We start from the raw sequence: 24,573 nt of genomic DNA, 5'->3' as shown, positions 1-24,573 counted from the left end.
CTTTTGATCATATCTCGCAGATGGAGGATGTAGTATTATTTGGTGTCCAGGACGTTGCAAATGCTTCGGCTAATCCTTTCCTACTTTTTATCTTTACTATTTTTGTTGGGTATGGCCTCTACAGGCCATGCTTCCATTTTGTTAAGCAATGAAGAAGCTGCTTCATTGGAAATATTTTTTAGACATGTGCTAAAGGAACATGAGGTTGGATATGTTATTGAAGGCGTAAAGCCTCTTTGTATTCTGGGTATTGCAGAGCAAGGAGATGTATATGCCGGATTTCCGGGTCATAAAACATCTTTAATTCTCAAAAAAGGATTACGAGTATGGAATGCAAAATTATCCCAATATAACATTTCATCACCCATTCGAATAAAAGCTTATGATCACCCAGATTCTAAAGCGTCCACATACAAACATCTGTTATTTATCCATAAAAAACTTTTTCTAAATACAGTAGATCAAAATTTATCTCTTTTTCGATATGTTTTGGGTCCGCATCTGACTTCTCATAGCTTCTACGATACACTGATCAACTCTTCCAAAGATTTTTCTGAAACCTTTGGGGGACATGATAATGTTCTTGTGGGGATAGCTTTAGGTTACGGTACAGAAAATTCTCTAATTGTTAGTCGACAGGAAGCCCTACAGCATAATAGCAAGAATTTAAACCCTAGCATTGGATTTAAGTCTCTTGAAGAGGAAGAAAATTATTTATCGGAATTGGTTACTCTGCCAGTTGACGAGCTGACTCGAGTAAAACCCTGCTTCATCTATGGTCGCAGAAAAAACGATCCAACATCTGATGCCTTTGACAAAAAGCTGATAGAGGCTCAAAAAATCATCCAACGGAAGCTTGATCATCCAGATTTTTTAAAAAATATCACCTTCCTTTTGACGGGGCAAGATCTTGTCATTCAATCTAATCCCATCACACTAACTTCATCGCCGCATGATGCAATCGAAAACATCGTTGCGAAAAATCTCTTAATAAGCCTTTATTTCCATGGGTTCTCCTCGGAAGACGCTCTTAACTTAATTAAAGCCTTGGGAAACCCCGGCAAAGAAACAAAAGAGCCCTTCTTTCAAATCAAAGCGCACGATCTTTCCAATTTTTATATGCGATCATCGACATTCGACCTTTCGAAACTGATCATTGCAATGGAACGTTTTCGGGAAAACCCATTAGAGCTTTCACCTTCAGAGGAAGCATATCTTGATGATTTTTATTTAAATCTTTATTCGGCTATTCCGGGGACAGACAAATCATAGCCAGAGGGGGAAGGGTGAGGCTTAAAGCGTAGTCGTGTCCATGCATGGCAATGGGATAGGACGCCACTCGTCCGAAATTCCCTTTGTCCGAGCCTCCATAGTAGTGGGAGTCGCTGTTCAGGACTTCCTGCCAGTTTCCTGAAAAAGGAACGCCGATTTTGTAATTTTCACGCGGCACCGGCGTCAAATTTAAGATCACAACGGCCGTATCCTTCGGATCAAATCCTTTTCTTGAATAACTCAGCACTCCGTTTTCCCAATCCGAACAATCAATCCATGAAAATCCCTCTTCGGAAAAATCCAGTTGATGCAGCGCCGGAAGAGTGCAGTAAGCTTTGTTGAGATCTCGGACCCACCTTTGAATTCCTGCATGCCTCTCATAGTCCAGGATATGCCACTCTAAGCCAGCTTCATGATGCCACTCCGTCCAAGGGGCGATTTCGCTTCCCATGAAAAGAAGCTTTTTTCCCGGATGGGTGAACATGTATCCATATAATAATCTAAGGTTGGCAAATTTTTGCCATTCGTCACCCGGCATCTTAGTTAGAAGAGATGCTTTCCCATGCACAACCTCGTCGTGGGAAAGGCTGAGGACAAAACTCTCTGTAAAGGCGTATAAAATGCTGAAAATCAATTCATTGTGGTGATATTTCCGATGGACGGGATCTTTTTTGAAATACTCCAGTGTATCGTTCATCCATCCCATATTCCATTTCCAGCCAAACCCAAGCCCTCCTAGGTAGACAGGACGTGAAACCATTGGCCAGGCGGTCGATTCTTCAGCAATCATTTGGACATGCGGATGGTTTTGATAGATCGTTGTGTTGAGAGTTTTTAAAAAATCTATCGCCTCCAAATTTTCGTTTCCGCCGTATGCATTTGGAATCCATTCGCCATTTTTGCGTGAGTAGTCGAGATAGAGCATCGAGGCGACTGCATCGCATCTAAGCCCATCAATGTGATAGCGGCTGCACCAAAAATTTGCGCTGCTGGTTAAAAAGGAGCGTACTTCGTTGCGTCCATAGTTGAAAATGTAGCTGTTCCAGTCGGGTTGAATCCCTTTTTTGGGATCCTCATGCTCGAAAAGGTGTGTGCCGTCGAAAAACGCAAGGCCATGCTGGTCGGAAGGAAAATGAGAGGGTACCCAGTCTAAGAAGACGCCGATCCCTGCTTGATGCAGAGATTCGATCAGAAACATAAAATCTTGAGGGGATCCATATCGGCTTGTGGGGGAAAAATATCCAGTTTTTTGGTACCCCCACGATCCATAGAACGGATGTTCCATCATCGGCATAAATTCGACGTGAGTGAATCCCATGTCTAAGAGATAGGGCGGCAGCCATTCTGCCATTTCCCGGTAAGAGGGCGGAGTGTTTTTCTCGTCTCTTCTCCAGGATCCAAAGTGCATCTCATAGATGCTGATCGGCTTGTCGGATCTACTCCGTTCTTCCGTGAGGCTTTTCCACTCGTACGCAAGATCCCAAATAATAGAACCCGTTTTAGGCGGGACTTCGGCAAAAAACGCGAAAGGATCCCCTTTTTCGACGCGGTACCCGTTCACTTTGGATGCAATGTGGTATTTATAGCAGTCTCCTTGCTTGGCTCCGGGAATAAACCCCTCCCAAATTCCCGACTCATCCCAGCGGACATGAAGTTGGTGTCTCTTTCGATCCCAATCGTTGAAGTCTCCGATGACAGAAACAGATTCGGCATTTGGAGCCCAGACAGCAAATTGGGTGCCTTTGATTCCGTCTACTTCAACCACATGGGATCCAAGTTTTTCATACAGCCGATCGTGCGTTCCTTCTTTGAATAAATAGATATCTTTTTCAGAGAGTAGCGAGTAAACGGCGACTGCTTCTTTCATCCGCTTTTTTCCTCCAATAATTCTGTTAATCCCATCATGGGAATCATCACTTTGCCTGTACGGCTTTGCATCTCGTAGGAAAGTTCGTAGGCAGCCTTTTGAATGAGGTGGGCAAACAGCAGCGTTTGGAAGTCTTCCGGATTTGTAGGGATCATTCCAGGTTCTGCATCGGACAGCCTTGTAGAATAGCTTGAAATGAAGAGATCTTTTAGAGTTGTGTACCATCGCGATCTGTAAGGCAAAACAGCGGAGGAAGAGTCTCCTCTGTACTGTTCAAATAATTGAAAGCCCCAGATAGATGCGTAATGAAACGAACGCACCATTCCTGCAATATCCTGAAGCGGAGATTTTTTCAGCTTTCTTTCGCTAAGCGGCATCACAGGCTCTCCCTCGAAATCGATGATGGCAAGATCGTTGCCGGTATAGAGAACTTGACCCAAATGGTAATCGCCATGGATCCTTATTTTTTTCGCTTCGATTTTTCGGGTTTGCAAGTCGGCAATTCGTTTTTCAAATTCTGATTGTTTATCGAGAAGATTGATTGCAAGCCGTTGATCTGCTTCATCGAACTCTTGATAACGTTGACCAAGCAGGTAGAGGGCTTTCTTGATTTGGCTTCTAATGGATTGAAAAAGCGATTTTTGATACATCCACGTGAAGCGCTCCGGTTTGAACTCCTCTTTTCCATAATCGTTTGATAAGGCGAGATGGAGTTCGGCCGTTCGAATTCCTAAGAGCTTGATTGTTTGTAAAAAATGGGTTCCGATAGATTCTTCGAGCGCATCGAAATTCGTTCCAGGTTCTCGGATTAAGGCATTTTCAAAAAATAATCTGATTGTATCTAATGAATGTTGCCACATATCGCCGCCATTTGGGACAAATTCCTGGATCATGGCGAGTATGGATGGCGCTTTTCCTTTAATGGTGTATTGAATCGAGCCGAGCAGGCGCGGCGTTTGTTTGAATTTCGCGCTCTGTGTTAAATGCCTGGCAATTTCATAGTCGGGGTTAAGCCCGTTTTCAACCTTGCGGAAGAACTTCGCAATGATTGCATCTCCGTAAGAAATGGAATTGTTTGTCTGTTCAGCGGAGTAAACTCTTGAAAATTGGCTTCCTTCTGCTTTTCCAAGCTTGTTCAAAGCTGCAGTTGTTTGTATTGTTATTGAGCCTTTTCGGCTTTTCAATTGTTTTTTTTCCAGAATTAAATGATTTAAAAGGTGAGAGCGGAATTCTTCATCGAAGATTCCATCGATTAAAAGCCCCTCTGTATTTTCGAAGCGGACTTTTGCGATCACCCCGTGCTGATAATCTTCGTGCCCGATTCCAGGTTTGAAGCTAATCGGCAACTGGTAGTATTCTGTCTCATGGCTGGCATAGTCCACTTTAAGATGGAGAAAAATGGCAGAATCGAACGCGGTTTTATCGGAAATGGAGATGTCGATAATCTTATCCGCCTTTCTTTGAAACCATCTGCACAACGGAAGATAGTTCATGAGTATGCGATTGCAAAATGTGTGTTCGTATTCAGGCAGAAGAATGTCTTGCCATGATTTCTTAAGTTGAAGCTCTTCAAGGTGATCCCCGTGCGGCAACTCCAAATCGCTGGGAAAAATGGCTAGCCAATAATAGCCGTAGCCTCCAACTGTCAAACCGACGGAACCCTCTTTAATGGAGCAAAATTCCTGGTTGCCGAAAATATCTTTCAGCTTCCCTCCAGAGTATTGGCTCAGATTAAGATTGACGTAGACCGGATATTTGGAGAGATTGATCAAGACGAGGATGCTTTCCTTCTCGTATTCCCGAATGAATGCCAGCACTTTCGAATTAGAAGGGGACAGAACGTGGATATCTCCTCGGCTGAAAGCTTTGTATCTTTTGCGTACGCTGATCATTTTTCTCATCCACCATAGCAGTGAAGAGGGGCTTTTCTCCTGATTTTCTACGTTGACGAAAGCGTGGTGATATTCCGGATCGATCACCAAAGGGAGATAAAGCTTTTGCGGGTTGCCGTCGGAAAATCCTCCGTTTCTATCCGTATTCCATTGCATCGGTGTTCTGACTCCATCTCTGTCGCCCAAATAGTAATTGTCGCCCATTCCAATCTCATCGCCATAGTAGATGATTGGGGAACCCGGAAGAGAAAAGAGCAAGACGTTCATCAGGTGGATTTTTTGCGTTGCGTTATTCATCAAGGGGGCAAGTCTTCTCCTGATACCAAGATTGATCCGCGCTTGAGGGTCGATCGCGTAGGAACGGTACATGTAGTCCCTCTCTTCTTCTGTGACCATTTCCAGCGTTAATTCGTCGTGATTGCGCAAGAAAATTCCCCACTGGCAGGAAGGAGGAGGCTTGGGGGTCTGTTCCATGATATCGATAATGGGGAAGCGATCTTCCATTTGCAAAGCCATGTAGAGACGGGGCATCACCGGAAAATTGAACGCCATATGGCACTCGTCGTCATTGCCAAAATAGGCGGCTGATTGCTCCGGCCATTGATTGGCTTCGGCAATCAGCATGCGGTCCGGATAGTTTTGATCGACAAAGCGGCGCAGCTTTTTCAAAAATTGATGAGTTTCCGGAAGATTTTCACAATCGGTGCCCTCTTTTTTATAAAGATAGGGGATCGCATCCAGCCGCATGCCGTCGACGCCCATGTTCATCCAGAAATTCAGAATATTGAAAATCTCTTGGTGCACGGCAGGGTTTTCATAATTCAAATCAGGCTGATGGGAATAAAACCTGTGCATGTAGTACGCCTCTGCTACAGGATCCCAAGTCCAGTTGGAAGTTTCGAAATCTTTGAAGATAATCCTGGCTTCAGAGTATTTGTCCGGTGTGTCGCTCCAAACGTAATAGTCTCTCCACTGAGAGCCGGGTTTTCCTTTGCGGGATTGTTGAAACCATTGGTGTTGGTCGGAGGTGTGGTTGATCACAAGCTCTGTGATGATTTTAAGGCCCCTTTTGTGCGCTTCATTTAAAAAGGTGCGGAAATCTTTTAAGCTGCCGTAATTGGGATGGACATTAAGATAGTCGGCAATGTCATAGCCATCGTCTCTTAGAGGAGACGGATAGAAGGGAAGGAGCCAGATTGCCGTACATCCTAAGTTCTGCAGGTAATCGAGTTTTTTTGTCAGTCCTTTGAAATCGCCGATGCCGTCTTTGTTGCTATCGCGAAAGCATTTGACATGCAATTGATAGACAATTGCGTCTTTATACCAGTTTGTCATCATTTCTCACATGAAATAGTCGAATTGTTGTTCTTTGATCATTTTTTTGCACACTTTGAAAATGTGTGCGGGAATCACGAAAGGATTAAGTTCTATAAAAGCGGAATTTCCTTGCCACATGTACTTATCCCCTGATAAAAGATCCTGCACTAAGTAAGGCTGGTCAGTAGGGAGGCCAAGCTGCTCTGAAGGGATGGAGAGCCAGCCCGATTGCGTGTGCTGCGGATCTAAGCAAACGACGATCATCAATAGGTTGTCATTGATCGGAGATTGCTTAGCATATGAAATAATCTGGGGATTGTCATTGGGGATGATTGTCAGGTTTCGCGTAAATTGAAGAGCTGCATTTCCTTTTCGGATGGCGTTGACAAGGGCGATTAGCTCTTTAAGAGTCTCTTTAGGAGCTTCCCAATGTCTGATTTCATATTTTTCCGAATTCAGATACTCTTCGGAGTTCTCTTCCAGGGAAGAATGTTCCATATACTCGAAACAGGGCCCATAGATTCCGTAGTTAGAGCTTGCTGTAGCTGCTAGAACGAGGCGTGCGACATAGGCTTGACGCTTTTTTTGCTGTAGGAATTGCGGAAGAATATCAGGGGTGTTCGGCCAAAAATTCGGCCTTAAATATTCCGAAGAAGCCAGCTCCTGGAAATAGTCTTCCAGCTCTTTTTTAGTATTTCTCCAAGTGAAATAAGTGTAGGACTGATCAAAGCCGATTTTAGCTAAATGCTGCATCACTTTGGGTCTGGTAAAAGCTTCGGATAGAAAAAGTGTGTCGGGGTAGTCGGTTTTCACTTCGGCGATCAGCCACTGCCAAAACGCGAAAGGCTTCGTGTGAGGATTGTCCACGCGGAAAATGCGCACTCCTGATTTGCACCAAAACAAGACGATGCGCTTCAGTTCGTCCCAAAGGCTTTTCCAGTCAGCACATTCAAAATCAAAGGGGACGATATCCTGATATTTTTTAGGAGGATTTTCCGCATATCGGACAGTCCCGTCGGGCTGCCAAAGAAACCATTCGGGATGCTCTTTAATGTAAGGGTGGTCAGGAGAGCATTGAAAGGCCAGATCAAGGGCAAGCTCGATGCCGAATTTTTTAGCTTCTTTATGCAATTCCCGGTAATCTTCAAGTGTTCCCAGCTGCGGATGGACAGCGTCGTGCCCCCCTTCTTTGGAACCGATCGCCCAGGGAGACCCTGGATCGTTTTTATGCGATTTGATCTGATTGTTTTTTCCTTTGCGGTGTTCGATCCCTATCGGATGGATCGGAGGAAAGTACAGAACGTCGAACCCCATTGAAGCGATTTCAGGAAGGAGCTTTTGGCAGTCCTTAAATGTTCCATGCGAACCTTTTCTTTTTGAAGTTGATCTTGGAAACAGTTCGTACCATGTGCTGAACCGAGCTTTTATTCTTGAGACTTCCATCTCCAATTCTTTGTGATATCTCGTCAAAAATTGTTCCTCTGGGTAGTTGTGGAACAGTGTGGAGAGAAACTTTCCGGTTTGAGGCTTTTTAAGAAGCTCAATCCCTTTTTCTGTTTCGATCAGTTGGAGGATCTCTTCGATTTTTTTGATGCGGGATAGGCGTTTCAACAGCCTGGCGCCTGTTTTTAGATCATTCATAATCGGTTGAGAAGCTTCAATTTTTTTTAGCAGGTCCGAATACCAGGTGGAAAGATGGTCGATCCCTGCGATGACTGTATAGAGGTAAATGCCAGTTTTTTCCGGTGTGAATTCCGCTGTCCAGCTGTCGTTGCCGGAAAAGTGCATTTTTTCCTTTTTCCAGGAACGGTGATTTTTATGCTTCCAAAGGACGTTTGCGTAAAGTTTATCGTGTCCATCGGAGAAAATATCCGCAGAGATCCGGATAGACTCTCCTAAGGTTCGTTTGATAGGAAATTGTCCGCAGTTAATCTGAGGGCTGACGTGTTCAATGACGACTCGATTTTGTCCCATGGTTTTATCTGAAGTAGGCGTTGACAACGTATTGCTGGACCATTCGTTGAGTTGTGAAAAATGCTCCGTTTAGAGCGATGCAGTTCCGCATGATGCTGCGGTACTGATTGGGTTGCTGATAAAAAAGCGGGAGTATCCGGTTCTCCAATTTGTCGTAAAGCGATTTTGCATCTGATTGATCAATTTTCTCTTTCTCTTCTTGTGAAAAATTAAATTTTGCTTCCTCTTGCTCATCTCCGATTGCCCATCCGGTGACTTCTTCCAAGCATCCTTCGATCCACCAACCATCCAAAACGCTCAATGAGGGAACGCCGTTTAGAGCCGCTTTCATTCCACTTGTTCCCGAAGCTTCCATCGGGGCGCGTGGATTGTTCAGCCAAAGATCAACTCCAGCGACCAACAATTTAGCGATCTGGACGTTGTAGTTTGGAAGGTAGATGATCTTAAGTTCATTCTCAAGCTGTTTTTTTGCTTCATAAACTTTTTGAATCAGAATCTTGCCTTGAGCGTCTTTTGGATGAGCTTTACCAGAGAAAATGATTTGGATCGGCCCCTTTTCTTTGACGATTTTCTTAAGCCTTTCCAGATCGCGAAAGATCAGGTCTGCTCTTTTATAAGTCGCAGAGCGTCTGGCAAACCCGATGGTAAACGTTTGCAGATCCATGCTGTAGTTTTCTTTTTGATTGATGTAATCTAAAAGGAGCTTCTTTGCTTGGATGTGGGTTTCCCAAATGTTTTCCATGGGGAGTTGAAGAGCTGAGCGAAAGGAGAAGTTGTCTTCGCGCCAATTGACGATATACTGATCAAAAAGCTTCTGGAATGGAGCGCTTGCCCAAAAAGGAGCGTAGACGCCGTTCGTGATCGCTTCGATTTTATGGCCGGCGAACATAAGGTTTGAAATCTCGCCATGTTTTTTTGCGACTCCGTTGATGTAATGGCTTAAATTCAGCGCAAGATAGGTCATATTCAGTTTGTCTTCGCAACAAGCAAGATCTTTTAATGCCGTTGGGGTCATTTCTCCTAATACTGACTGGGCAAGCTCCCAGGAAAACTGATCGTGGCCGGCAGGGACAGGGGTATGTGTCGTAAATACGCATTGCTGTCTTACCTGGGAAATCTCCTCTTCGGAGGCATCGTTGATGCTTTTCCCTTTGCACTCTTCTCTAAGAAGTTCGATGGTAAGCAGGCTGGCGTGCCCTTCGTTCATGTGGAAGCGTTCGATGTTGTCGTATCCAAGAGCTCTTAGCGCACGCACTCCTCCAATGCCCAAAATCACTTCCTGGCAGAGGCGGTATTTTTCGTCTCCTCCGTATAAGACATCTGTCAGAGAGCGGTGCCATTCCGAATTAGAGGGGTGGTCGCTGTCAAGAAAGTAAACGGGAATTTGAAAGCCCTTGAGGCCAATTGCCTTATATTCCCAAAGGTTGATCGTTACCTCCTCTCCTTCAATCGTCACAGTCAGGGTTTCGGGACGTTTGTGGAGAAAATTTTCAATTTCCCACTCGACAGGCTCTTCCGTTTGCCTTCCCTCGGAATCGATCCGTTGGAAAAAGTAGCCTTTTCGATAGAGAAGGCAGATCGCAACCATGGGGACTTCTAAATTTGCCGCTGATTTAATGGTGTCTCCCGCTAAAACGCCGAGCCCTCCGCTATAGGTAGGAAGGGAGGATTCCAAGGCAATCTCCATGGAAAAATAGGCGATTTTTCTAGCTTTGCTCGGCTGGTTCATAGACATTGTCCTTTTTTACACCAGAGCATAAACAAAAAATATTTTTGCTTTCAAATTCTTATTATTAAAAAATGAAAATGAATGAATAATCTAAGATTTTTCCTATCTTCCACACCGGCGGCGCGTCAATGGGAAACAATTGGTGTGCGGCATCATCACGGGGTGTGCGTTCCTCTCAACGGAAACGATAGATTAATCATATACGCAAGAATAAAAAAAATAATTTTCAAATAAAATCCGACTTCAGTCCTTGCTCCAATATTCCTTGGCATCCTGCTCACGATACTACTGAAAACTGTTTCTATTTTGTTTCGTTTCCGCTGTATGTTGACGCTTTAGATCTTTTCTCCGTTTTGGAATCAATGAGATGTGTTTTTCTAAAAAAAGCTGTTCTTCAAAATGATCATTCGTGCAGGCCCTATCACCCAAAAGAATTGCGCCTTTATAGATCTAAATCCATGCTCATCAAAGCTTTGATATCTGCGCAACTCCCAGACGCAGATTGCTACCGAAACCTCATTTAGAACGGATTGAAAGGTGCCAGATACAGTTTTAAGCATCGAAGAGTAAGGGTAATCCCTTACCGAGATGGTTAGAGCTGTAGATGGTGCGTTTCAATCCGTTCTAAATGAGCTTCATCGGACAGAGGAACGAGGTGCTATAGGCTATAACAAAGCAAATGATTTTTGTTAAAAATCCCCTCTCTGTACTCGCCTTGATATTTCTTGGAAAGAGTGTCGTAATTGAGTTAAATGCAGTCTCAACGATTTGTCTTTTGCTGCTGATCGAACGTTCTTCGCTAATTGAGCGCACCCTATTTTTTGCTTTATTTCCACGTTTTGCTAATAATATGATGTTTTGTTCAAAGGGTATGTCTTCCAAGTCGAAACAGTTATATGCCCCATCAGCATAAAGAATCGAATGTTCTGGAATATCCAGCTCCATCTGCCATAGGGCATTGAGATCACTTTCTGCACCTGGTTTAAAATGCATTTCAACCGGACGTCCCTGATTCGTAACAACCATATGAACTTTGATGCCGCAGAAATATCGTTTCTTTGAGGCTGCAAAGCCAATATATTTCCGATCTAAAAACCGCTTTCTTTTATCAATGCGGTTTTTTTGACAGTAAGTGACCGGAAAGCTATCGACTGCAAAGTAACAGGTATCGGATGACTTGATTGCAAGGAAGGACAAAAACCTGAAAATAGCATCCCAGCAATTACTGGGTATTTTGTGAATTCTGCGATCTAACCTGCTATTGCTCAATATATTTGGAAATAATCCAAGTTTCTTGAACATATATCTTCCCATTCTGAAGTTTCCTGAAAAGAACTTTGCCGTACATATGGCAAAGGTGATGATTTCTGCATTGGACATTCTTGATTGACTGTCATCTTTTAAATTTAGAATTCGAAGCACTTCATCGGCAATTACGTAAACGGTGGTTGCATACATTTCCATGAATATTCTCCTTTAACGAAATGGAAAATATTACGCTTCCTTGCCTTAGAGGTCATTATTTCGATTCATCTGCTAAGAATTGATTTTCGGTAAGGGATTACCCTTACTCTTCAAATCCCTTCTACGCATCTGAACCAAACTAATGACCTCTAAGGCAAGTTTAGGTAGCAATCTGCGTCCCAGGAGTAAATGAAAATTCAATGGGAACTCCTTCGGTATCCACAATCATATGAACTTTAATACCAAAAAAATATTGGTTCTTTGACGCGGTAAATCCGTGATACTCTTTTTCGGAAAAGATCTTTGCTCTAAAATTTTTGTGATTTTCGTAGACGAGCAAGAGCTTGCAAGCTTGGCAGATACGGAATTTATTTCGGATTTTCCAGATGACGATACTGAATTTGAAATTCGAGCCATTTCTTATCCGCAAAAAATACCACAAAAAGGTATTTGCGTATATCTTAGATATGAACCTTCTCCGGATCTTGAAGAATGATCTTCCAAGCTATTTCGATATAAATTGTTCAGCTGTCTGCAGTGCTTTGTTGCAATCATCTTCTGACGGTTTTTGATCGGCAAACTTAACGCGGTCAGAGCTGATTAAAAAATCGGATAGCATTGCTTGAGTCTCATTGTCGAAGGAGGGATGATTGGCCATCGCATGCAGAAATTCCTGTGTTGTTTGCGAGGTTGCCTTGATTTGATATTTTTCCTCGATAAATGTTCGCACTGTATTCGTTAGATCGATGTAAAATCTTTCTTTTTCCGCTGAATCCAGTGTGCGAATTGTGTCAAGAGCTTTGAGCTTAGCGCTGGCAGCTTGTTTTTGAATCGTTTTTTTCGGATCTGGAATTTTCTTGGGCTGCATTCTGGCAATAAACACAATGATGCAAAACAACAAAACGCCCATCATTTGAGTCCAGGGAATGGAGCGGGAAGAAACGATGGAAACGCTTCTTTTAGCCTCCTCTTGAATGCGGTCAGGGTGCTCAATTCGCTGTGTATTTTTGATATCCATGCCGATCGGCAGCGGTTCGGTCAATGAAAGCAGGCCGATGGCGTGTCCGTGGTATGCAGGATCGATTTTAGGAAGGAAAACATCGATTTCAAAAATTTCCGAAATGATTTTTTTTGTCGGCCCCTTTTCTAAAGGGACAAACGGAATGTCGTAAAAGCTGACAAAGTGGATTTTTGCAAGCTGCGGTTCCATGCGGAAAGTGATTTTCATCGCTCCTTTTCCCGCCTCTTCAACCTTCTCTCCTATTAGGGCAAACGGAGGCTCTGTCACTCCAACGTACTTGAGAAGATTCATGCGGATCGTATCTAGATCAGGCAAATGAGTTGAAGGATATTCTAATGCGAGATGCAGGATCAGTTCTTCATCGATACTGATGCGGGTTTTGGGAACATGCACCGAGGCGCGGAAACCTCCGGGAAGTTCTTGAGTCCAACTGTCTTCTGCAAATAATAAAAAAGGTGCTGTGAGAATGAGTAGATAGAGAATTCTCAATGACGAACCCCTCTCTGCTTGAAAAATTTACGCATGGGCTTGAGATAGGAACTATCTGTTTTTAGATGAATCGTACCAGCATGGATTTTTTTCATGATTTTATCCAACCGCTCAAGATCCATTTGAGAGTGTTGATTGAATTGTTGAACCATTTTTGCGTTGCCCGTATCGATGGTTGCTTGTTTGCCTGTCTCCAGGTCTTCTAAAGTGACCAACGAGAGATTGGGAAGCTCCATTTCATAAGGGTCGCGAAAGGAAATGGCGATCAAATCGTGGTGCTTGGCAATCACGCTTAGGGAATCTTCCGGAATTGAGCAAAGAAAATCTGAAAGGAGAAAGCAGATCGCTTTTTTGCTTTGAGCCGTGCCCAGGAATTCGAGCGCTTTTTCCAGATCGGTTCCCTTATGCTTCGGTTTGAATGCTAATAGCTCCCTGATGCAGCGCAGGACATGCCTTGTTCCTTTTTTGGGAGGGATGTATTTTTCAATTTCACTTGAAAACAGGACAAGTCCGATCTTGTCGTTGTTCTTGATTGCGGAAAACGCAAGGACAGCTCCCACTTCCGCGATCAGATCCTGCTTTAACTGATGCTTTCCTCCAAACCTGGATGAGGCGGAAACATCTACAACGAGGAAGACCGTTAGTTCCCGCTCTTCTCCAAAGACTTTGACATAAGGGTGGTCCATGCGGGCAGAGACATTCCAGTCGATGCTGCGGGTGTCGTCTCCAACTTGGTATTCCCTCACCTCTTCAAATTCCATCCCCTGCCCTTTGAAAGCAGAGTGCCAGGCGCCTGCCATGATGTCGTTTGCCAAATGGGTCGTCGTCATCTGGATGTGGCGGATTTTCTTGACAACTTCAAGCGATGTTTCGCTCATGGCACCGGAATTTTTTCGAACACACGGTTAATGATTTCATCAGAAGAGATCTCTTCAGCTTCTGCCTCATAGGTGCGCCGGATCCGGTGCCTAAGCAGATCGTGCCCTAGCTGCTTGATGTCGTGCGGTGTGACAAAAGCGCGCCCGGAAAGAAAAGCGAGCGCTTTTGCCGCCATTGTCAATCCGATGCTCGCCCGAGGAGAGGCGCCATACATGACCAGGTTTTCGGCATCAATACCGAAAACTCCTGGATCCCTTGTTGCAAAAACGATTTGCAGAAGGTAGTCGACCACTTTTTCATCGATGTAGACCTGATTGACGATTTTTCTTGCTTCAATGATCTCATCTCCTGTCATAACGGCTGCCGGTTCAGGAGGTTTTTCCAGCGTCGCCATTCTGGACAAAATCTCTTTTTCTTCCTCTAAGCTAGGGTATCCGACCCGCACCTTCATCATGAAGCGGTCGGTCTGCGCTTCGGGAAGAGGATAGGTCCCCTCCTGCTCAATCGGGTTTTGCGTAGCTAAAACGAGAAAGGGCTTGCCGACAGGATAAGTGTTTCCTGAGATAGTCACCTGTTTTTCTTGCATCACCTCAAGAAGAGCCGATTGGACCTTGGCTGGAGCGCGGTTGATCTCATCTGCAAGAAGGATATTGGTAAAAATGGGCCCTTTATTAACGGTAAAGGCCGCTTCTTTGGGATTGTAGATGTTGGTGCCGATCAGGTCTGCCGGCAGCAGATCCGGAGTGAACTGGATCCTTTTGAAATCGCATTGAATCACCTTTGCCAATGAGTTCACTGCCAACGTTTTTGCAAGTCCGGGCAGCCCCTCCAGAAGGACGTGGCCATCGGAAAGAAGAGCAACAAACAGGCGGTCGATCATCTCCTTTTGGCCGACGATGACTCGGCTGATCTCTTCACGTGCTTTACGGAATTTCTGGTTGCAGGTCTTAATGACGTCTGTCAGTTCGTCAACATCCACGGTCAAAGTCTCCTCGTCTCACTCTTATAAATCTATTTCCCGTTTTTTGCTACCTTTCTCGCTGAGAGGGAAGAAAAATGGTGAATGTAGACCCTTTGCCTTCTTCGGAAGTGACGCTGATTTCTCCAAAGTGCTTGGCGATAATGGTTTCCACAATCGACAAACCGAGACCGGAGCCGCCCACTTTTCTTGCTCTTGTCGTATCCACTCGGTAAAAGCGTTGGAAAATATTTTCCAGCTCTTTCTTGGGAATCCCATATCCTTGGTCTGAGATATCAATGCGCACACCGTTTTTGATCTGTTTCAACGTGACATTCACTTTTGCCGGAGGCGGGGAGTATTTGGCGGCGTTTTCGATCAGGTTATTAAATGCAAGCTCAAGCAAATAAGGATCAGCCAATAAAAAATACTGTTCATCGGGATTGGAGTGAACTGTGATCACTGCGTCCGGATAAGCGTCCTGAACGGTGGATTCGACCGTCTGAATCAATTCGAGAAGATCGGTTTCCAATAGCCGCGACTCTGGGATGTGTTCAATATCGGTTAATGTGAGAAGATCTTTGATAAGCATCGTCATTTTGATGCAATTTCTGACGATCTTGCTAGTAATCTCTGATGAGGTTTCTATCGGCAAACCAGGGTTGTCGTGGAGCGCTTCAGCGAATCCTTGAATGATGGTAATTGGAGTTTTTAGCTCGTGCGAGGCGTTGGCGACAAAATCTTTGCGCATTTCGATGAGCTTGTAATGCTCTGTTTTATCTTGAAGGACGAGGATCGCTCCTGTGGCATCTTTTTTTGGAGCGGCAACAAGATCAAAGTGTCTCCGCTTGCTGTGCAACTTGATTTCAAGTGTATCAGTTAAAACTTTCTCTTCTTGTTGGCACAAGCGCACGAGCTCAGAGCACTTAGGCTGTTGAATGGCTTCCACCGGCTTGTTTAAAATGGAGGGGAGCTCAGTTCCTAGAAGTTTGCACGCCATGGTATTGGCAAAAATGATCCTGTTTTGATTGTCGACAGCAATGACTCCTTCTACTAAAGATTCTAAGACAGCTTCTTTCTCATTCCTTTCTTTTGTAAGCGAATCGATATGGCTCCGTATCTTGATGGAGAGTGAATTCAGAGTGCTCGCTAGTTTGCCAAATTCATCCGAACGATTTTTCGGCTTTAGAAAAATTTGCGGGATCGTAGGGGAAGCGCCTTCTTGATAAGGTTTTACCGCAGTGATGATTTGTTGGATTGGACGAGTCAGATAGTTAATGATAAACCAGGTCATGACGCTGAAAAGAAGCAGAATTGCGATGGCAGAGCCGAGGAATCCGAATTCAAAGTCTTTTGTGATCTCCTCGACGTATTGCAGAGGGAAGGCGGTGCGCAAAACATAGGTTTTTTCATGGAAGGGAAAAGATTTTGCAAAATAGGCGAACTCCTGGTTTAAGATTTGGGAATATTCCTGAGCGTATCCGCTCCCTTCCCGGAACGCTTGCAGCACTTCAGGGTGGCTGACGATGTATTCACGGCTGAAACGGGGGCCCAATATCCCTTTTGTATGGGAGTCGTACAGCACTTTCCGCTCATTGGTGATCACGCTGACGCGGAAAAAAATCAGTGCTTTTTGCTCTTTCAAGTTGCGGATCAGCGCTTCGTCGTTGGGCGCGCTTTTGATCTTTGAGATCAATTCTAAAGCTCTGTCCTCCATCGATTTTTTGACGATGTCTTTGACGGCCCTTTGAGCAAAAGGAAACATCATCGCAATCAAAACCAGAAAGACGAAGACGTAAGTGATAAAAATCTTTTGTCTAAAGCTAAACATCAGATAGTGATTAATTGTTTCGATCGGTTGGTGAGATTTTCGCAAGCCCCTTTTGTAATGGCCACTGTGTCTTCGATCCGCACCCCGCCAATCCCTGGCAGATAAATTCCGGGTTCGATTGTGATCACCATCCCTTCTTCCAGCCTGGATTCTGCGTTGCTATTTTGACTTCTTATTATGGGAAGCTCATGGATCTCAAGTCCGACTCCGTGGCCGAGGCTGTGAGTGAAATTTTCTCCATAGCCTTGCTCTTCGATATGGGAGCGCGCTGCTGCATCCAGGTCTGCAATCAAAGTGCCTGGACGGCAGAGTGCAAGCGCTTTTTCTTGCGCTTCTAAAACGATGCGGTAAATGTTGGTGATTTTAGGGTCCGGTTCGCCAAAAAAGACGACACGGGTCATGTCTGAGTGGTAGTGATCGAGATTGACGCCGATATCGATGAGTACCGATTCCCCTTTGTTCAGCCTGCGCTGCCCTACCCTGTAGTGAGGCATAGAACTGTTAGAGCCGAACGCTATAATAGGATCGAAGGCGATCGCTTTAGAGCCGCGTCTTTTCCAAAAAATTTCCAGTTCAATGGCAAGCTCTGTTTCCGAAATTCCCTCTTTCAGAAGCTCTACAAGATAATCATATCCCGCAGATCCCAGAGCTGCGGCCTCTTTAAGCGTTTCGATTTCTTGGCTGTCTTTGATTGCGCGAAGCTTTAAGATGGGATTTGAGATCGGTTTCAAATTGAGGAGTTCAGCTTCTTTTTCGAGCTTCTTAAATTCTCCATATGTCGTATTATCGCTATTGAAGGCCAGCTGCTTGATCCCGGAGCCACTGAGAAGATCGTTGATCGTGGATGTTTTTGTCGATAAGACAACCGGGAACGGGCTATCTGATTTGCAAAGTTCGTAATATCTGGAGTCGACCAGGAGAGTCGTTTCCTTTGGAGAGATCAATAATTTTCCGGCAGAGAGATAGAGCCCGGTGAGGTAATAGAGATTGATGGTGTCGTCGACAATCAGTCCGTCGCACTCCTCATGTTCGAGCAGTTGTTTAAGTTTTTCGATTCGTTGATTAAAGATGTTCATACTTTTGCTTTTCTCATGTCTGAAATAGTTTTGCAATCTCCTCTTCCAAAATTTCAGCCGCCGTCGGCTTCCCTAAGGGACAGAAACGATGGTTTTTTGATTGATGCAACTGATTGATCAGAGCTTGCGCTTGAGCTTGTGAAAGCATTTGATCTTTTGCAAAAGCAGAATTCACAACAGTTTGCACAAACAGCTTCCTTTCAGGCTTCGAGGTTTCTGCAGCCTCTTTTGCAATGGAGTGCAAGAGGTCTTCAAGTTTTGTTTCGTCCCATAACCTGGGAATGGCGTCTATTGCAAAGCTATTTCGTCCGAATTCCTTGATTCCTAATCCCCATTTTTCCAAAATTTCAAGGTGTTCTCTGATCGCTGCAGCTTCAATAGGGGAAAAATCGAAATTCAGAGGGATAAGCAGTTGTTGGATCTGCGTTGCCGGCAGATAATTTTTGTCTAATGCTTCATAGAGGACACGAGCGTGAGCGTTTCTTGCACTCACCCAATAAAGTTTTTCTTTGGAGGTTTGGACTAAGATAAATCCGGGGACGGTTGCCAGGACAGAAGGAGGGGCGTCTGCTGACTCTTGTGGAAAGAGCGGGGCGGTCTTTGATGTTTCCACAGGTTCGCTTTCAGCTTCTCTTATCATCCACTCCTTGAAGTCAATAGCAGAATCTTCCGTTGTATAAAATCGTTCTTCTATGCTTACTTTGTCTGGAAGACTTGCAAGAGATGGAGAGTAGGTGAAAGGAAGCGGTGTTTCGACAGTTGTTTCCGGGAGAATTTCGTGGGACAAAGCTTTCTCGACTGCTTCGGCGATCAATTGTTTAAATTGCTGCTCTTGCCTTAGCCTCACTTCTTTTTTCTGGGGGTGGACATTGACATCGACGAGGCTTCCAGGAATAGATAAGCGCAGCACAAAAACGGGATATCGGTGCGTTCCCATTGCCGTTCCATACCCTTCTTTCACAGCAAAGGAGATTAAAGGGCTGAAGACGGCGCGTCCATTGATAAACAGATACTGTCCTGTGCGGTTATGTCGATTGTAGTAAGGAAGCCCGACGAAGCCTTCCAATTTAATTCCCTCTTTTTCGAAAGAAAGGGGACATAGGCCGCAGGAAAATTCTTTGCCCAGAACCTCTTCGATTCGTCTCTTGAAATCTCCTTGAGTTGCTTTCAAGAGCGTTTTTCCCTGGCTGATCAAGGTGAATTTGACATCCGGGCGGGTCAATGCAAGCATTGAGAGAACTTTGAGCACTTCGTTAGAATCGTATGTCGGAGATCGTTGAAATTTTTTTCTCACCGGGACGTTGAAAAAAAGGCTGTCCACCTCCATTGTTGTGCCTGGATCTCTTTCAACGGGGCAGTTTTTGAGGAGTTTTCCTCCTTCTACATAAATAAGGGTTCCTTTTTTCTCTTCAACTGAGCGGGTGAGGATGGTCAGCTTGGAGATGCTGGCAATCGACGGCACGGCTTCGCCGCGAAACCCCATGGTGTAGACGTCGTAGAGATCTTCGATCCCTCGGATTTTGGAGGTCGCATGCCGTTCGAGGGAGAGCAGAGCGTCTTCACCGGACATCCCTGCTCCATTGTCGGTAATGCGGATCAGTTGCCTGCCGCCAGCACGGATTTCTGCCGTAATTTCTGTCGCCCCCGCATCCAGAGAGTTTTCTGCCAGTTCTTTGACAACCGAGGCTGGGTTTTCGACCACCTCTCCGGCTGCGATCTGATTGATTGTTTGTTCGTCTAAAACTTGAATCTTTTTATCCATAGTATCAATAGTTTACACGAAAACGGGTTAGTTTAAATAGGAAATATCGTAAAATGAAAACATGACGAATGTTGAATCCGGCGCTTTGAAAATTATTCAAACTCTTAGGAATGCAGGCTATGCCGCCTATTATGCAGGGGGTTGGGTGCGCGATTTTTTGCTCGACCACCCATCGGACGATATCGACATTGCCACCGACGCCAAACCGGAGAAAATCGTTGAGCTGTTTCAGAAGACGATAGAAGTTGGAATCAGTTTCGGGGTCGTGGTGGTCTTGATGGATGGCCATCAATACGAGGTGGCTACTTTTCGGGAAGACCTAGGTTATGAAGATGGAAGGCGTCCGACACAATGTGCCTATACGAACGCGGAAGGGGACGCTAAGCGGCGCGATTTTACCATCAACGGCATGTTTTACGATCCTTTGGAGAAGAACGTGATCGATTTTGTAGATGGCCGCAAGGATCTTGAAAAAGGTGTGATCCGCGCAATTGGCGATCCGTATGAACGATTTAAGGAAGATCGGCTGCGGATGATTCGTGCAATCCGTTTTACGTACCGGTTCGGTTATGCACTTGATCCTGATACAGAACAGGCAATTAAGGATCATGCGCATTGTTTATTTCCCGCTGTAGCTATGGAGAGAGTGTGGCATGAACTGCAGAAGATGGCTCGTTATCCCTCTTTTGGCGAAGCTCTCCTCAAAATGCATGCTGTCGGTTTATTGGCAGAGGTCTTTCCCCCTTTGAAAAAAGTGCCTGAAATAGAGCTGCTGAAACGGGTGGAAGCGATCAACCGCTTTCCTTTGGAATGTCCGGCTGTTCTGCAGGTCATGGAGCTTTTTCCTAACAGTCCTTTGGAAGAGCAGGTTGCTTTTTGCTATTATCTTAAGGTAAGCAACAAAGAAATTAAACTCGTTGAATATACCCATCAAGTGCGCACTCAGGTCAGCGACCAGGATGCGGATTGGGTTCCGTTGTATGCTCATCCTCAAGCGGAAACCGTTTTACAGGTCGTATGCGCAAGGAAAAACGGCGGGCAATTTCAGGTTCATCGTGAAAGAATGGATCGTTTGCGCGTCCACATTAACAGAATTGTTAATCAATCTCCAGTTGTCTCCGCATCGATGTTGTTAGAAGAGGGGATTGTTCCAGGAAGACAGATGGGGGAGTTGCTTCGGGAAGCGGAGAGGCTTGCGATTTCTCATGACTTACATCTTCCTGAGGAGGTTCTGTTATTGCTGAAAAAGCAAACCGTATGGAGTAAAGAATGAGAACGCTTTCTAGCTTGCAGCATCCATTGATTAAACGTTTAACGGCATTGCGAAAAGAGCGCAAAATGCGGCAGCAAGAAGGAAGCGTTGTGATCGAAGGCAAAAAGCTGGTCAGAGAAAATGTAAGATTGGTCCGCACTCTTTTAACAACATCGCCCAGCACAGAATTTTCTTTGCCTGAAAGTGCGGAGGTGTATGCAGTTTCTCCAGAAATGATTCAAAAGATTTCCGGGGTGAAATCTCCGGAAGGGGTTTTAGCGGAGGTGAAGATGCCAAGCTTTAAACTTCCTGCTCGGCTGCAACGCTTATTAGTTTTGGAAAATCTCAATGATCCCGGGAATTTAGGGACTTTGATACGCACCTCTTTAGCGTTTGGCTGGGACGGAGTGTTTTTATTGGGAAATTGTTGCGACCCCTTCAATGACAAAGCAATTCGCGCATCCAAGGGAGCGATCTTTAAGCTTCCGATAGTTGTTGGAGATCTTGAATCTTTGAAAACATTGCTTATCGATCATCAAATGAGCGTTTTTATTGCCGATTTGGAAGGAAAAAAGATAGGTGCTATCCCTAAAGTTTCAAAAATGGCACTTGTTCTTGGCAGTGAAGCGCACGGTCCTTCAAAAGAGGTCATTTCTATAGGCGAGAGGTTGACAATCCCCATCAGCAGCGGCTTAGACTCTCTCAATGTCGCTGTTGCCGGAGGGATTTTGCTGCATCATTTTCAATAAATTATTTCTTTTCCGAAACCTCTAATATTTATTAATTAATATTTTAAATTAATTATTTATTAAATTTAATTTAATATAAAACAAACATAATTAAGTTATATTTATATTATATTTTATTTATTATTAATAGGAGGAGTTGAAAATGATTAATACAAGTTATTTTTCGTTTTGGAAAGGAATAACAGGAAATTCTAAAAAACCAGCCGATTCGGAGAGGGAATTATCAGAGCAGGATAATAAAGCCAGCAAATATTCCATGAAAATTCATATTTGGCAAACTGATGCAGAGGAAGGAAGGTGTGGCCATACAAGTGTTTCTCTTCATGAAGAGAAAGATGGGCACTCTGAAGAAGAATATGGAGGAATGTGGCCGGATAAGAAAAATATTATCCTTCTTTCGCATCCGTTTGCTTACTTGCTTGCATCTGTAAAAGGAGAGATTCATCCTAAGCGCAGCCACTGTGAGGAAAGGGAGGGAGATGACGAAGCGATGAGGCCGGATTCCGTTTACACGATAGATGTGACTGAGAGTAAATATAGGGAATTAAAGGAAAAAATGTCGAAAGATAAAGGTGATGTTGATAAAGGCATGGTTCTTTACAGTCTTTTCCAAAAAGTTAATTTGCTTTCAGTTGTAAAATTATGCGCTAATGAAAGCTTTATGAGAAATGTCATGGATGGTGATTTTCTTGAAGAGTACCCTGAAGTCTTGGAAAATGCAGCTTCTATAAGAAATTTGAGAAGTGAGCATTGCACTTCATTTGCAAAGTCATATGTAGAAACGGCAGGTTTTAAAGTTAGAGAATCATTTAGTCCATGGGGAATTTCTCCGCTGGGGTTGAATTCTCAATTGGCTAAGTTGAGTGAGGAGCATGCTGAAATCCAAGCCGAGCATTATAGTCGGACTCCGAAATTCCGAGATCGTTATAGTGATGATCTATAGAATATCTTTATACTGAACTAACTTGAACCCCCCGCTTGCATCGCGGGGGCCTATTCAGGCTCGCGGGGCTTGACGCGTCGGCTTCTCTAAGTTCAAATTCAAGGAAAATTTTTGTCAAAATTCCGAGTCTTATTCTTTAGTTAGATGTTCTATATATGAACCAAGTTGAGTTGGGTGGATTTTCCATGGAGTTGGGCCGGTAGGAGGCAACTGGAAGGCGCTGCTAACGATCTGATGAACTGTCGATGCGCAGTGGCCTTCTTTAATTTTAAGCAACTCAGAAAAATCTTTATAGCGTTCGTCTCCCATAAGGTGCCCGGAAAATGGGCATCTGGTTATCTCTTTCTGGGCAATTTCTGTTGCCAGCATCTGTATCGGTTTGAGAACAGTGATATTTGGAAAAAGATGGTAAAGCAATTTTCCTTTCTTAGTCTGCTTTGTCAGGCGGTCTATTTCTTTAGCCATTTTGTCATATTGGCTTTGGTTAAGCTGCAATTTGTAAGTGTGGTCTGGAGCTTTATCCTCCTTTTCAATGTCAGATATAAGATTTGGTTCGCTTTTCCCGAGAACAGGAAAAAATAAAAAGAGGGGATTGACTAAGAGGGAATTGCGTGGGCGGAAACTGAAATAGCGGCCTCGATTTTTCCCTTGAAGATCGATGGAAGCATGTCCCACCGTTGTTCCTTCGCCGTCCTCATTTCCAACCTTGGTATCCCAAATATACACTTTTGCATAATAAGGATTATTTGAAAGTTCAGCTGACATTTCGAGATCCTCACTTTACGATCTTTTAATAATTTTATCAGTTTTTTTATTAAAATGAAATGTTTATTTTTATAAATATATTTTTTAAATATTTGTGCTTAGTTAAATAGATGTGCTATCATTTAAACATGGAAGATCAAGAAAATCCGACAGTTTCAAAGCGATGGATCGCTTGCCCGATCGAAGAGGAATACCTCGGCAGCGACCGCAAGCAAAAACGGAAGGAAAGAAAAGAAAAATCTTCGAGAGACCGTTCTAAATTCAAAAAAACCGATAAGAGCAAATACACAGACAGCCTGCAAAAAGAGATCAAAGAGCGTGTCGTTGACCAGGAGCTTTTCTTTGGCCGGGTCTTGTCCGTGACTTCGCAAGGAATTGTAGTCGATTGCGATCGGGAGATTTACACCTGCATGATCCGCGGGTTGTTAAAGAGGGAAAAAACTCAAACTAAGACGCTTGTGGCCGTCGGCGATATCGTCCGATTTGCTAAAATGCCTGATAACGAAGGGATGATTGTTGATGTCGAGCCAAGGAAATCGATCCTTTCCCGCGCAGATAATCTATCAAGGAAAAAAGAGCATCTGATTGCTGTTAACATCGATCAAGTGTTGATCACAAGTTCTGTTGTCATCCCTCCGTTGAAGCCGGCTTTGATCGACCGCTATATCATAGCAGCTTGCAAAGGCGGGATGAGGCCTGTGATCATTGTCAATAAAGTAGATCTTTTGGACTCTCATGATTTTGATGATGAAGCCCGTAAAGAGCAAAGGGATCTGTTGGAAAAATGCAGACAGGCATACAAAGAGGTTGGTATTTCTTTTTTCGAGGTGAGTGTTGAAAGCCGCTGCGGGCTTGATGAGTTGAAGGAAGCAATGCGCGATCAAACCTCGGTTTTCTCAGGTCAATCGGGAACGGGGAAATCTTCTTTAATCAATGAACTGACAGGTTTGAATCTCCCAGTTGGGGATACGGTCAAACAGACGCGCAAAGGGGCACACACAACGACGCAGGCCAGGCTCGTCCCTCTCGATTGTGGAGGGTTTTGCGTTGATACTCCGGGTATTAAAAGTTTTGGCTTGTGGGATTTGGCACAAGAGGAGATTCAGCAGTATTTTCCTGAAATCGAAAAGATCAGCTCTTTTTGCCGTTTCCCTAATTGTACACACACACATGAGGAAAAATGCCAGGTACGCAAAGATGTGGAGGATGGAAATATTTCCCCCTTGCGTTTCGAGTCTTATCTCTCTTTAATTGAAAGCGTTGTTCAAAAACATCACAGGCGTTGAGATCAAATGGGAAAATCGTTATCTTAAACCTACCATAAGTGAGGCGA

The 24,573-nt window shown here is 44.2% G+C and carries 18 protein-coding genes; 6 read left to right on the top strand and 12 right to left on the bottom strand.

All coding sequences use genetic code 11. The annotated features are described in order from the left end of the window. The first annotated feature begins 42 nt into the window (after nt 1-42). Nucleotides 43-1,272, top strand: a complete 1,230-nt coding sequence (locus WCW_RS09035; RefSeq protein ID WP_227738812.1) for a hypothetical protein — start codon at nt 43-45, stop codon at nt 1,270-1,272. Here WCW_RS09035 and glgB read toward each other — a convergent pair. The 5 genes from glgB to WCW_RS09010 form a co-directional block, all read right to left on the bottom strand. After that, nucleotides 1,247-3,139: a 1,4-alpha-glucan branching protein GlgB gene (gene glgB, locus WCW_RS09030; protein ID WP_013182919.1), complete on the bottom strand. Its 1,893-nt coding sequence runs from the start codon at nt 3,137-3,139 to the stop codon at nt 1,247-1,249. The genes WCW_RS09035 and glgB overlap by 26 nt on opposite strands. Then, entirely contained in the window at nt 3,136-6,369 is a 3,234-nt protein-coding gene (gene treS, locus WCW_RS09025) for a maltose alpha-D-glucosyltransferase (protein ID WP_143876378.1), read from the bottom strand. The genes glgB and treS overlap by 4 nt, the downstream gene beginning before the upstream one ends. A 3-nt stretch (nt 6,370-6,372) precedes the next feature. Beyond that, nucleotides 6,373-8,322, bottom strand: a complete 1,950-nt coding sequence (locus WCW_RS09020; protein ID WP_013182917.1) for an alpha-1,4-glucan--maltose-1-phosphate maltosyltransferase — start codon at nt 8,320-8,322, stop codon at nt 6,373-6,375. A 4-nt stretch (nt 8,323-8,326) separates the two neighbouring features. Next, nucleotides 8,327-10,051: an alpha-glucan family phosphorylase gene (gene glgP, locus WCW_RS09015; RefSeq protein WP_013182916.1), complete on the bottom strand. Its 1,725-nt coding sequence runs from the start codon at nt 10,049-10,051 to the stop codon at nt 8,327-8,329. A 624-nt stretch (nt 10,052-10,675) separates the two neighbouring features. Then, nucleotides 10,676-11,515, bottom strand: a complete 840-nt coding sequence (locus tag WCW_RS09010; protein ID WP_013182914.1) for an IS982 family transposase — start codon at nt 11,513-11,515, stop codon at nt 10,676-10,678. 277 nt (nt 11,516-11,792) lie between these two features. On the opposite strand from WCW_RS09010, the gene WCW_RS09005 reads away from it, so the two are divergent. Further along, nucleotides 11,793-12,011: a hypothetical protein gene (locus WCW_RS09005; RefSeq protein WP_041941613.1), complete on the top strand. Its 219-nt coding sequence runs from the start codon at nt 11,793-11,795 to the stop codon at nt 12,009-12,011. Between the two features lie 9 nt (nt 12,012-12,020). On the opposite strand, the gene WCW_RS09000 is transcribed toward WCW_RS09005, so the two are convergent. The 6 genes from WCW_RS09000 to mutL are packed head-to-tail and all read right to left on the bottom strand — an operon-like array spanning nt 12,021 to nt 19,531. Then, nucleotides 12,021-13,025 carry a hypothetical protein gene (locus WCW_RS09000; RefSeq protein WP_013182911.1) on the bottom strand — a complete coding sequence of 335 codons (1,005 nt, stop codon included), beginning with the start codon at nt 13,023-13,025 and terminating at the stop codon, nt 12,021-12,023. Beyond that, the gene (locus WCW_RS08995) at nt 13,022-13,903 is read right to left on the bottom strand and encodes a DUF58 domain-containing protein (RefSeq protein WP_013182910.1); all 882 of its coding nucleotides are present in this window, start codon (nt 13,901-13,903) and stop codon (nt 13,022-13,024) included. The genes WCW_RS09000 and WCW_RS08995 overlap by 4 nt, the downstream gene beginning before the upstream one ends. After that, a complete protein-coding gene (locus tag WCW_RS08990; RefSeq protein ID WP_420805039.1) occupies nt 13,900-14,889 on the bottom strand; it encodes an AAA family ATPase in 990 nt (329 codons plus the stop codon). Before WCW_RS08990 ends, WCW_RS08995 begins: the two co-directional genes overlap by 4 nt. A gap of 43 nt (nt 14,890-14,932) precedes the next feature. After that, nucleotides 14,933-16,738 carry an ATP-binding protein gene (locus tag WCW_RS08985; protein ID WP_227738811.1) on the bottom strand — a complete coding sequence of 602 codons (1,806 nt, stop codon included), beginning with the start codon at nt 16,736-16,738 and terminating at the stop codon, nt 14,933-14,935. After that, a complete protein-coding gene (locus WCW_RS08980) occupies nt 16,693-17,769 on the bottom strand; it encodes a M24 family metallopeptidase (protein WP_013182907.1) in 1,077 nt (358 codons plus the stop codon). Before WCW_RS08980 ends, WCW_RS08985 begins: the two co-directional genes overlap by 46 nt. 13 nt (nt 17,770-17,782) lie before the next feature. Then, complete coding sequence (gene mutL / locus WCW_RS08975) at nt 17,783-19,531, bottom strand: DNA mismatch repair endonuclease MutL (RefSeq protein WP_013182906.1); 1,749 nt, start codon at nt 19,529-19,531, stop codon at nt 17,783-17,785. 61 nt (nt 19,532-19,592) lie between these two features. Between mutL and WCW_RS08970 the strand changes: the two genes are divergently transcribed. The 3 genes from WCW_RS08970 to WCW_RS08960 all read left to right on the top strand — a co-directional run bounded on the left by WCW_RS08970 (nt 19,593) and on the right by WCW_RS08960 (nt 22,475). Continuing rightward, a complete protein-coding gene (locus WCW_RS08970) occupies nt 19,593-20,804 on the top strand; it encodes a CCA tRNA nucleotidyltransferase (protein ID WP_013182905.1) in 1,212 nt (403 codons plus the stop codon). Further along, complete coding sequence (locus WCW_RS08965) at nt 20,801-21,532, top strand: TrmH family RNA methyltransferase (protein WP_013182904.1); 732 nt, start codon at nt 20,801-20,803, stop codon at nt 21,530-21,532. The genes WCW_RS08970 and WCW_RS08965 overlap by 4 nt, the downstream gene beginning before the upstream one ends. Before the next feature lie 142 nt (nt 21,533-21,674). Continuing rightward, on the top strand, nt 21,675-22,475 hold the full coding sequence (locus WCW_RS08960) for a hypothetical protein (protein WP_013182903.1): 801 nt from the start codon (nt 21,675-21,677) through the stop codon (nt 22,473-22,475). A 129-nt stretch (nt 22,476-22,604) separates the two neighbouring features. On the opposite strand, the gene WCW_RS08955 is transcribed toward WCW_RS08960, so the two are convergent. After that, nucleotides 22,605-23,240, bottom strand: a complete 636-nt coding sequence (locus WCW_RS08955; RefSeq protein WP_013182902.1) for a hypothetical protein — start codon at nt 23,238-23,240, stop codon at nt 22,605-22,607. 128 nt (nt 23,241-23,368) lie between these two features. On the opposite strand from WCW_RS08955, the gene rsgA reads away from it, so the two are divergent. Further along, nucleotides 23,369-24,526 carry a ribosome small subunit-dependent GTPase A gene (rsgA, locus tag WCW_RS08950; protein WP_041941948.1) on the top strand — a complete coding sequence of 386 codons (1,158 nt, stop codon included), beginning with the start codon at nt 23,369-23,371 and terminating at the stop codon, nt 24,524-24,526. Nucleotides 24,527-24,573 lie beyond the last annotated feature (47 nt).

The organism is Waddlia chondrophila WSU 86-1044, from assembly GCF_000092785.1.
In the GTDB taxonomy this organism is placed as follows: Bacteria; Chlamydiota; Chlamydiia; order Chlamydiales; family Waddliaceae; genus Waddlia; species Waddlia chondrophila.
Note: the sequence above shows the minus strand (reverse complement) of the source record. Positions and strands in the feature narration are given on the sequence as shown.

What these genes read in the sequence shown, in the direction of transcription:
- rsgA (WP_041941948.1), top strand. Translation starts at nt 23,369, where the DNA reads ATGGAAGATCAAGAAAATCCGACAGTTTCAAAGCGATGGATCGCTTGC.
- WCW_RS08965 (WP_013182904.1), top strand. Translation starts at nt 20,801, where the DNA reads ATGAGAACGCTTTCTAGCTTGCAGCATCCATTGATTAAACGTTTAACG.
- WCW_RS08955 (WP_013182902.1), bottom strand. Translation starts at nt 23,240, where the DNA reads ATGTCAGCTGAACTTTCAAATAATCCTTATTATGCAAAAGTGTATATT.
- glgP (WP_013182916.1), bottom strand. Translation starts at nt 10,051, where the DNA reads ATGAACCAGCCGAGCAAAGCTAGAAAAATCGCCTATTTTTCCATGGAG.
- WCW_RS08960 (WP_013182903.1), top strand. Translation starts at nt 21,675, where the DNA reads ATGATTAATACAAGTTATTTTTCGTTTTGGAAAGGAATAACAGGAAAT.
- glgB (WP_013182919.1), bottom strand. Translation starts at nt 3,139, where the DNA reads ATGAAAGAAGCAGTCGCCGTTTACTCGCTACTCTCTGAAAAAGATATC.
- WCW_RS09010 (WP_013182914.1), bottom strand. Translation starts at nt 11,515, where the DNA reads ATGGAAATGTATGCAACCACCGTTTACGTAATTGCCGATGAAGTGCTT.
- WCW_RS08970 (WP_013182905.1), top strand. Translation starts at nt 19,593, where the DNA reads ATGACGAATGTTGAATCCGGCGCTTTGAAAATTATTCAAACTCTTAGG.
- mutL (WP_013182906.1), bottom strand. Translation starts at nt 19,531, where the DNA reads ATGGATAAAAAGATTCAAGTTTTAGACGAACAAACAATCAATCAGATC.
- treS (WP_143876378.1), bottom strand. Translation starts at nt 6,369, where the DNA reads ATGATGACAAACTGGTATAAAGACGCAATTGTCTATCAATTGCATGTC.
- WCW_RS09020 (WP_013182917.1), bottom strand. Translation starts at nt 8,322, where the DNA reads ATGGGACAAAATCGAGTCGTCATTGAACACGTCAGCCCTCAGATTAAC.
- WCW_RS08980 (WP_013182907.1), bottom strand. Translation starts at nt 17,769, where the DNA reads ATGAACATCTTTAATCAACGAATCGAAAAACTTAAACAACTGCTCGAA.
- WCW_RS08995 (WP_013182910.1), bottom strand. Translation starts at nt 13,903, where the DNA reads ATGAGCGAAACATCGCTTGAAGTTGTCAAGAAAATCCGCCACATCCAG.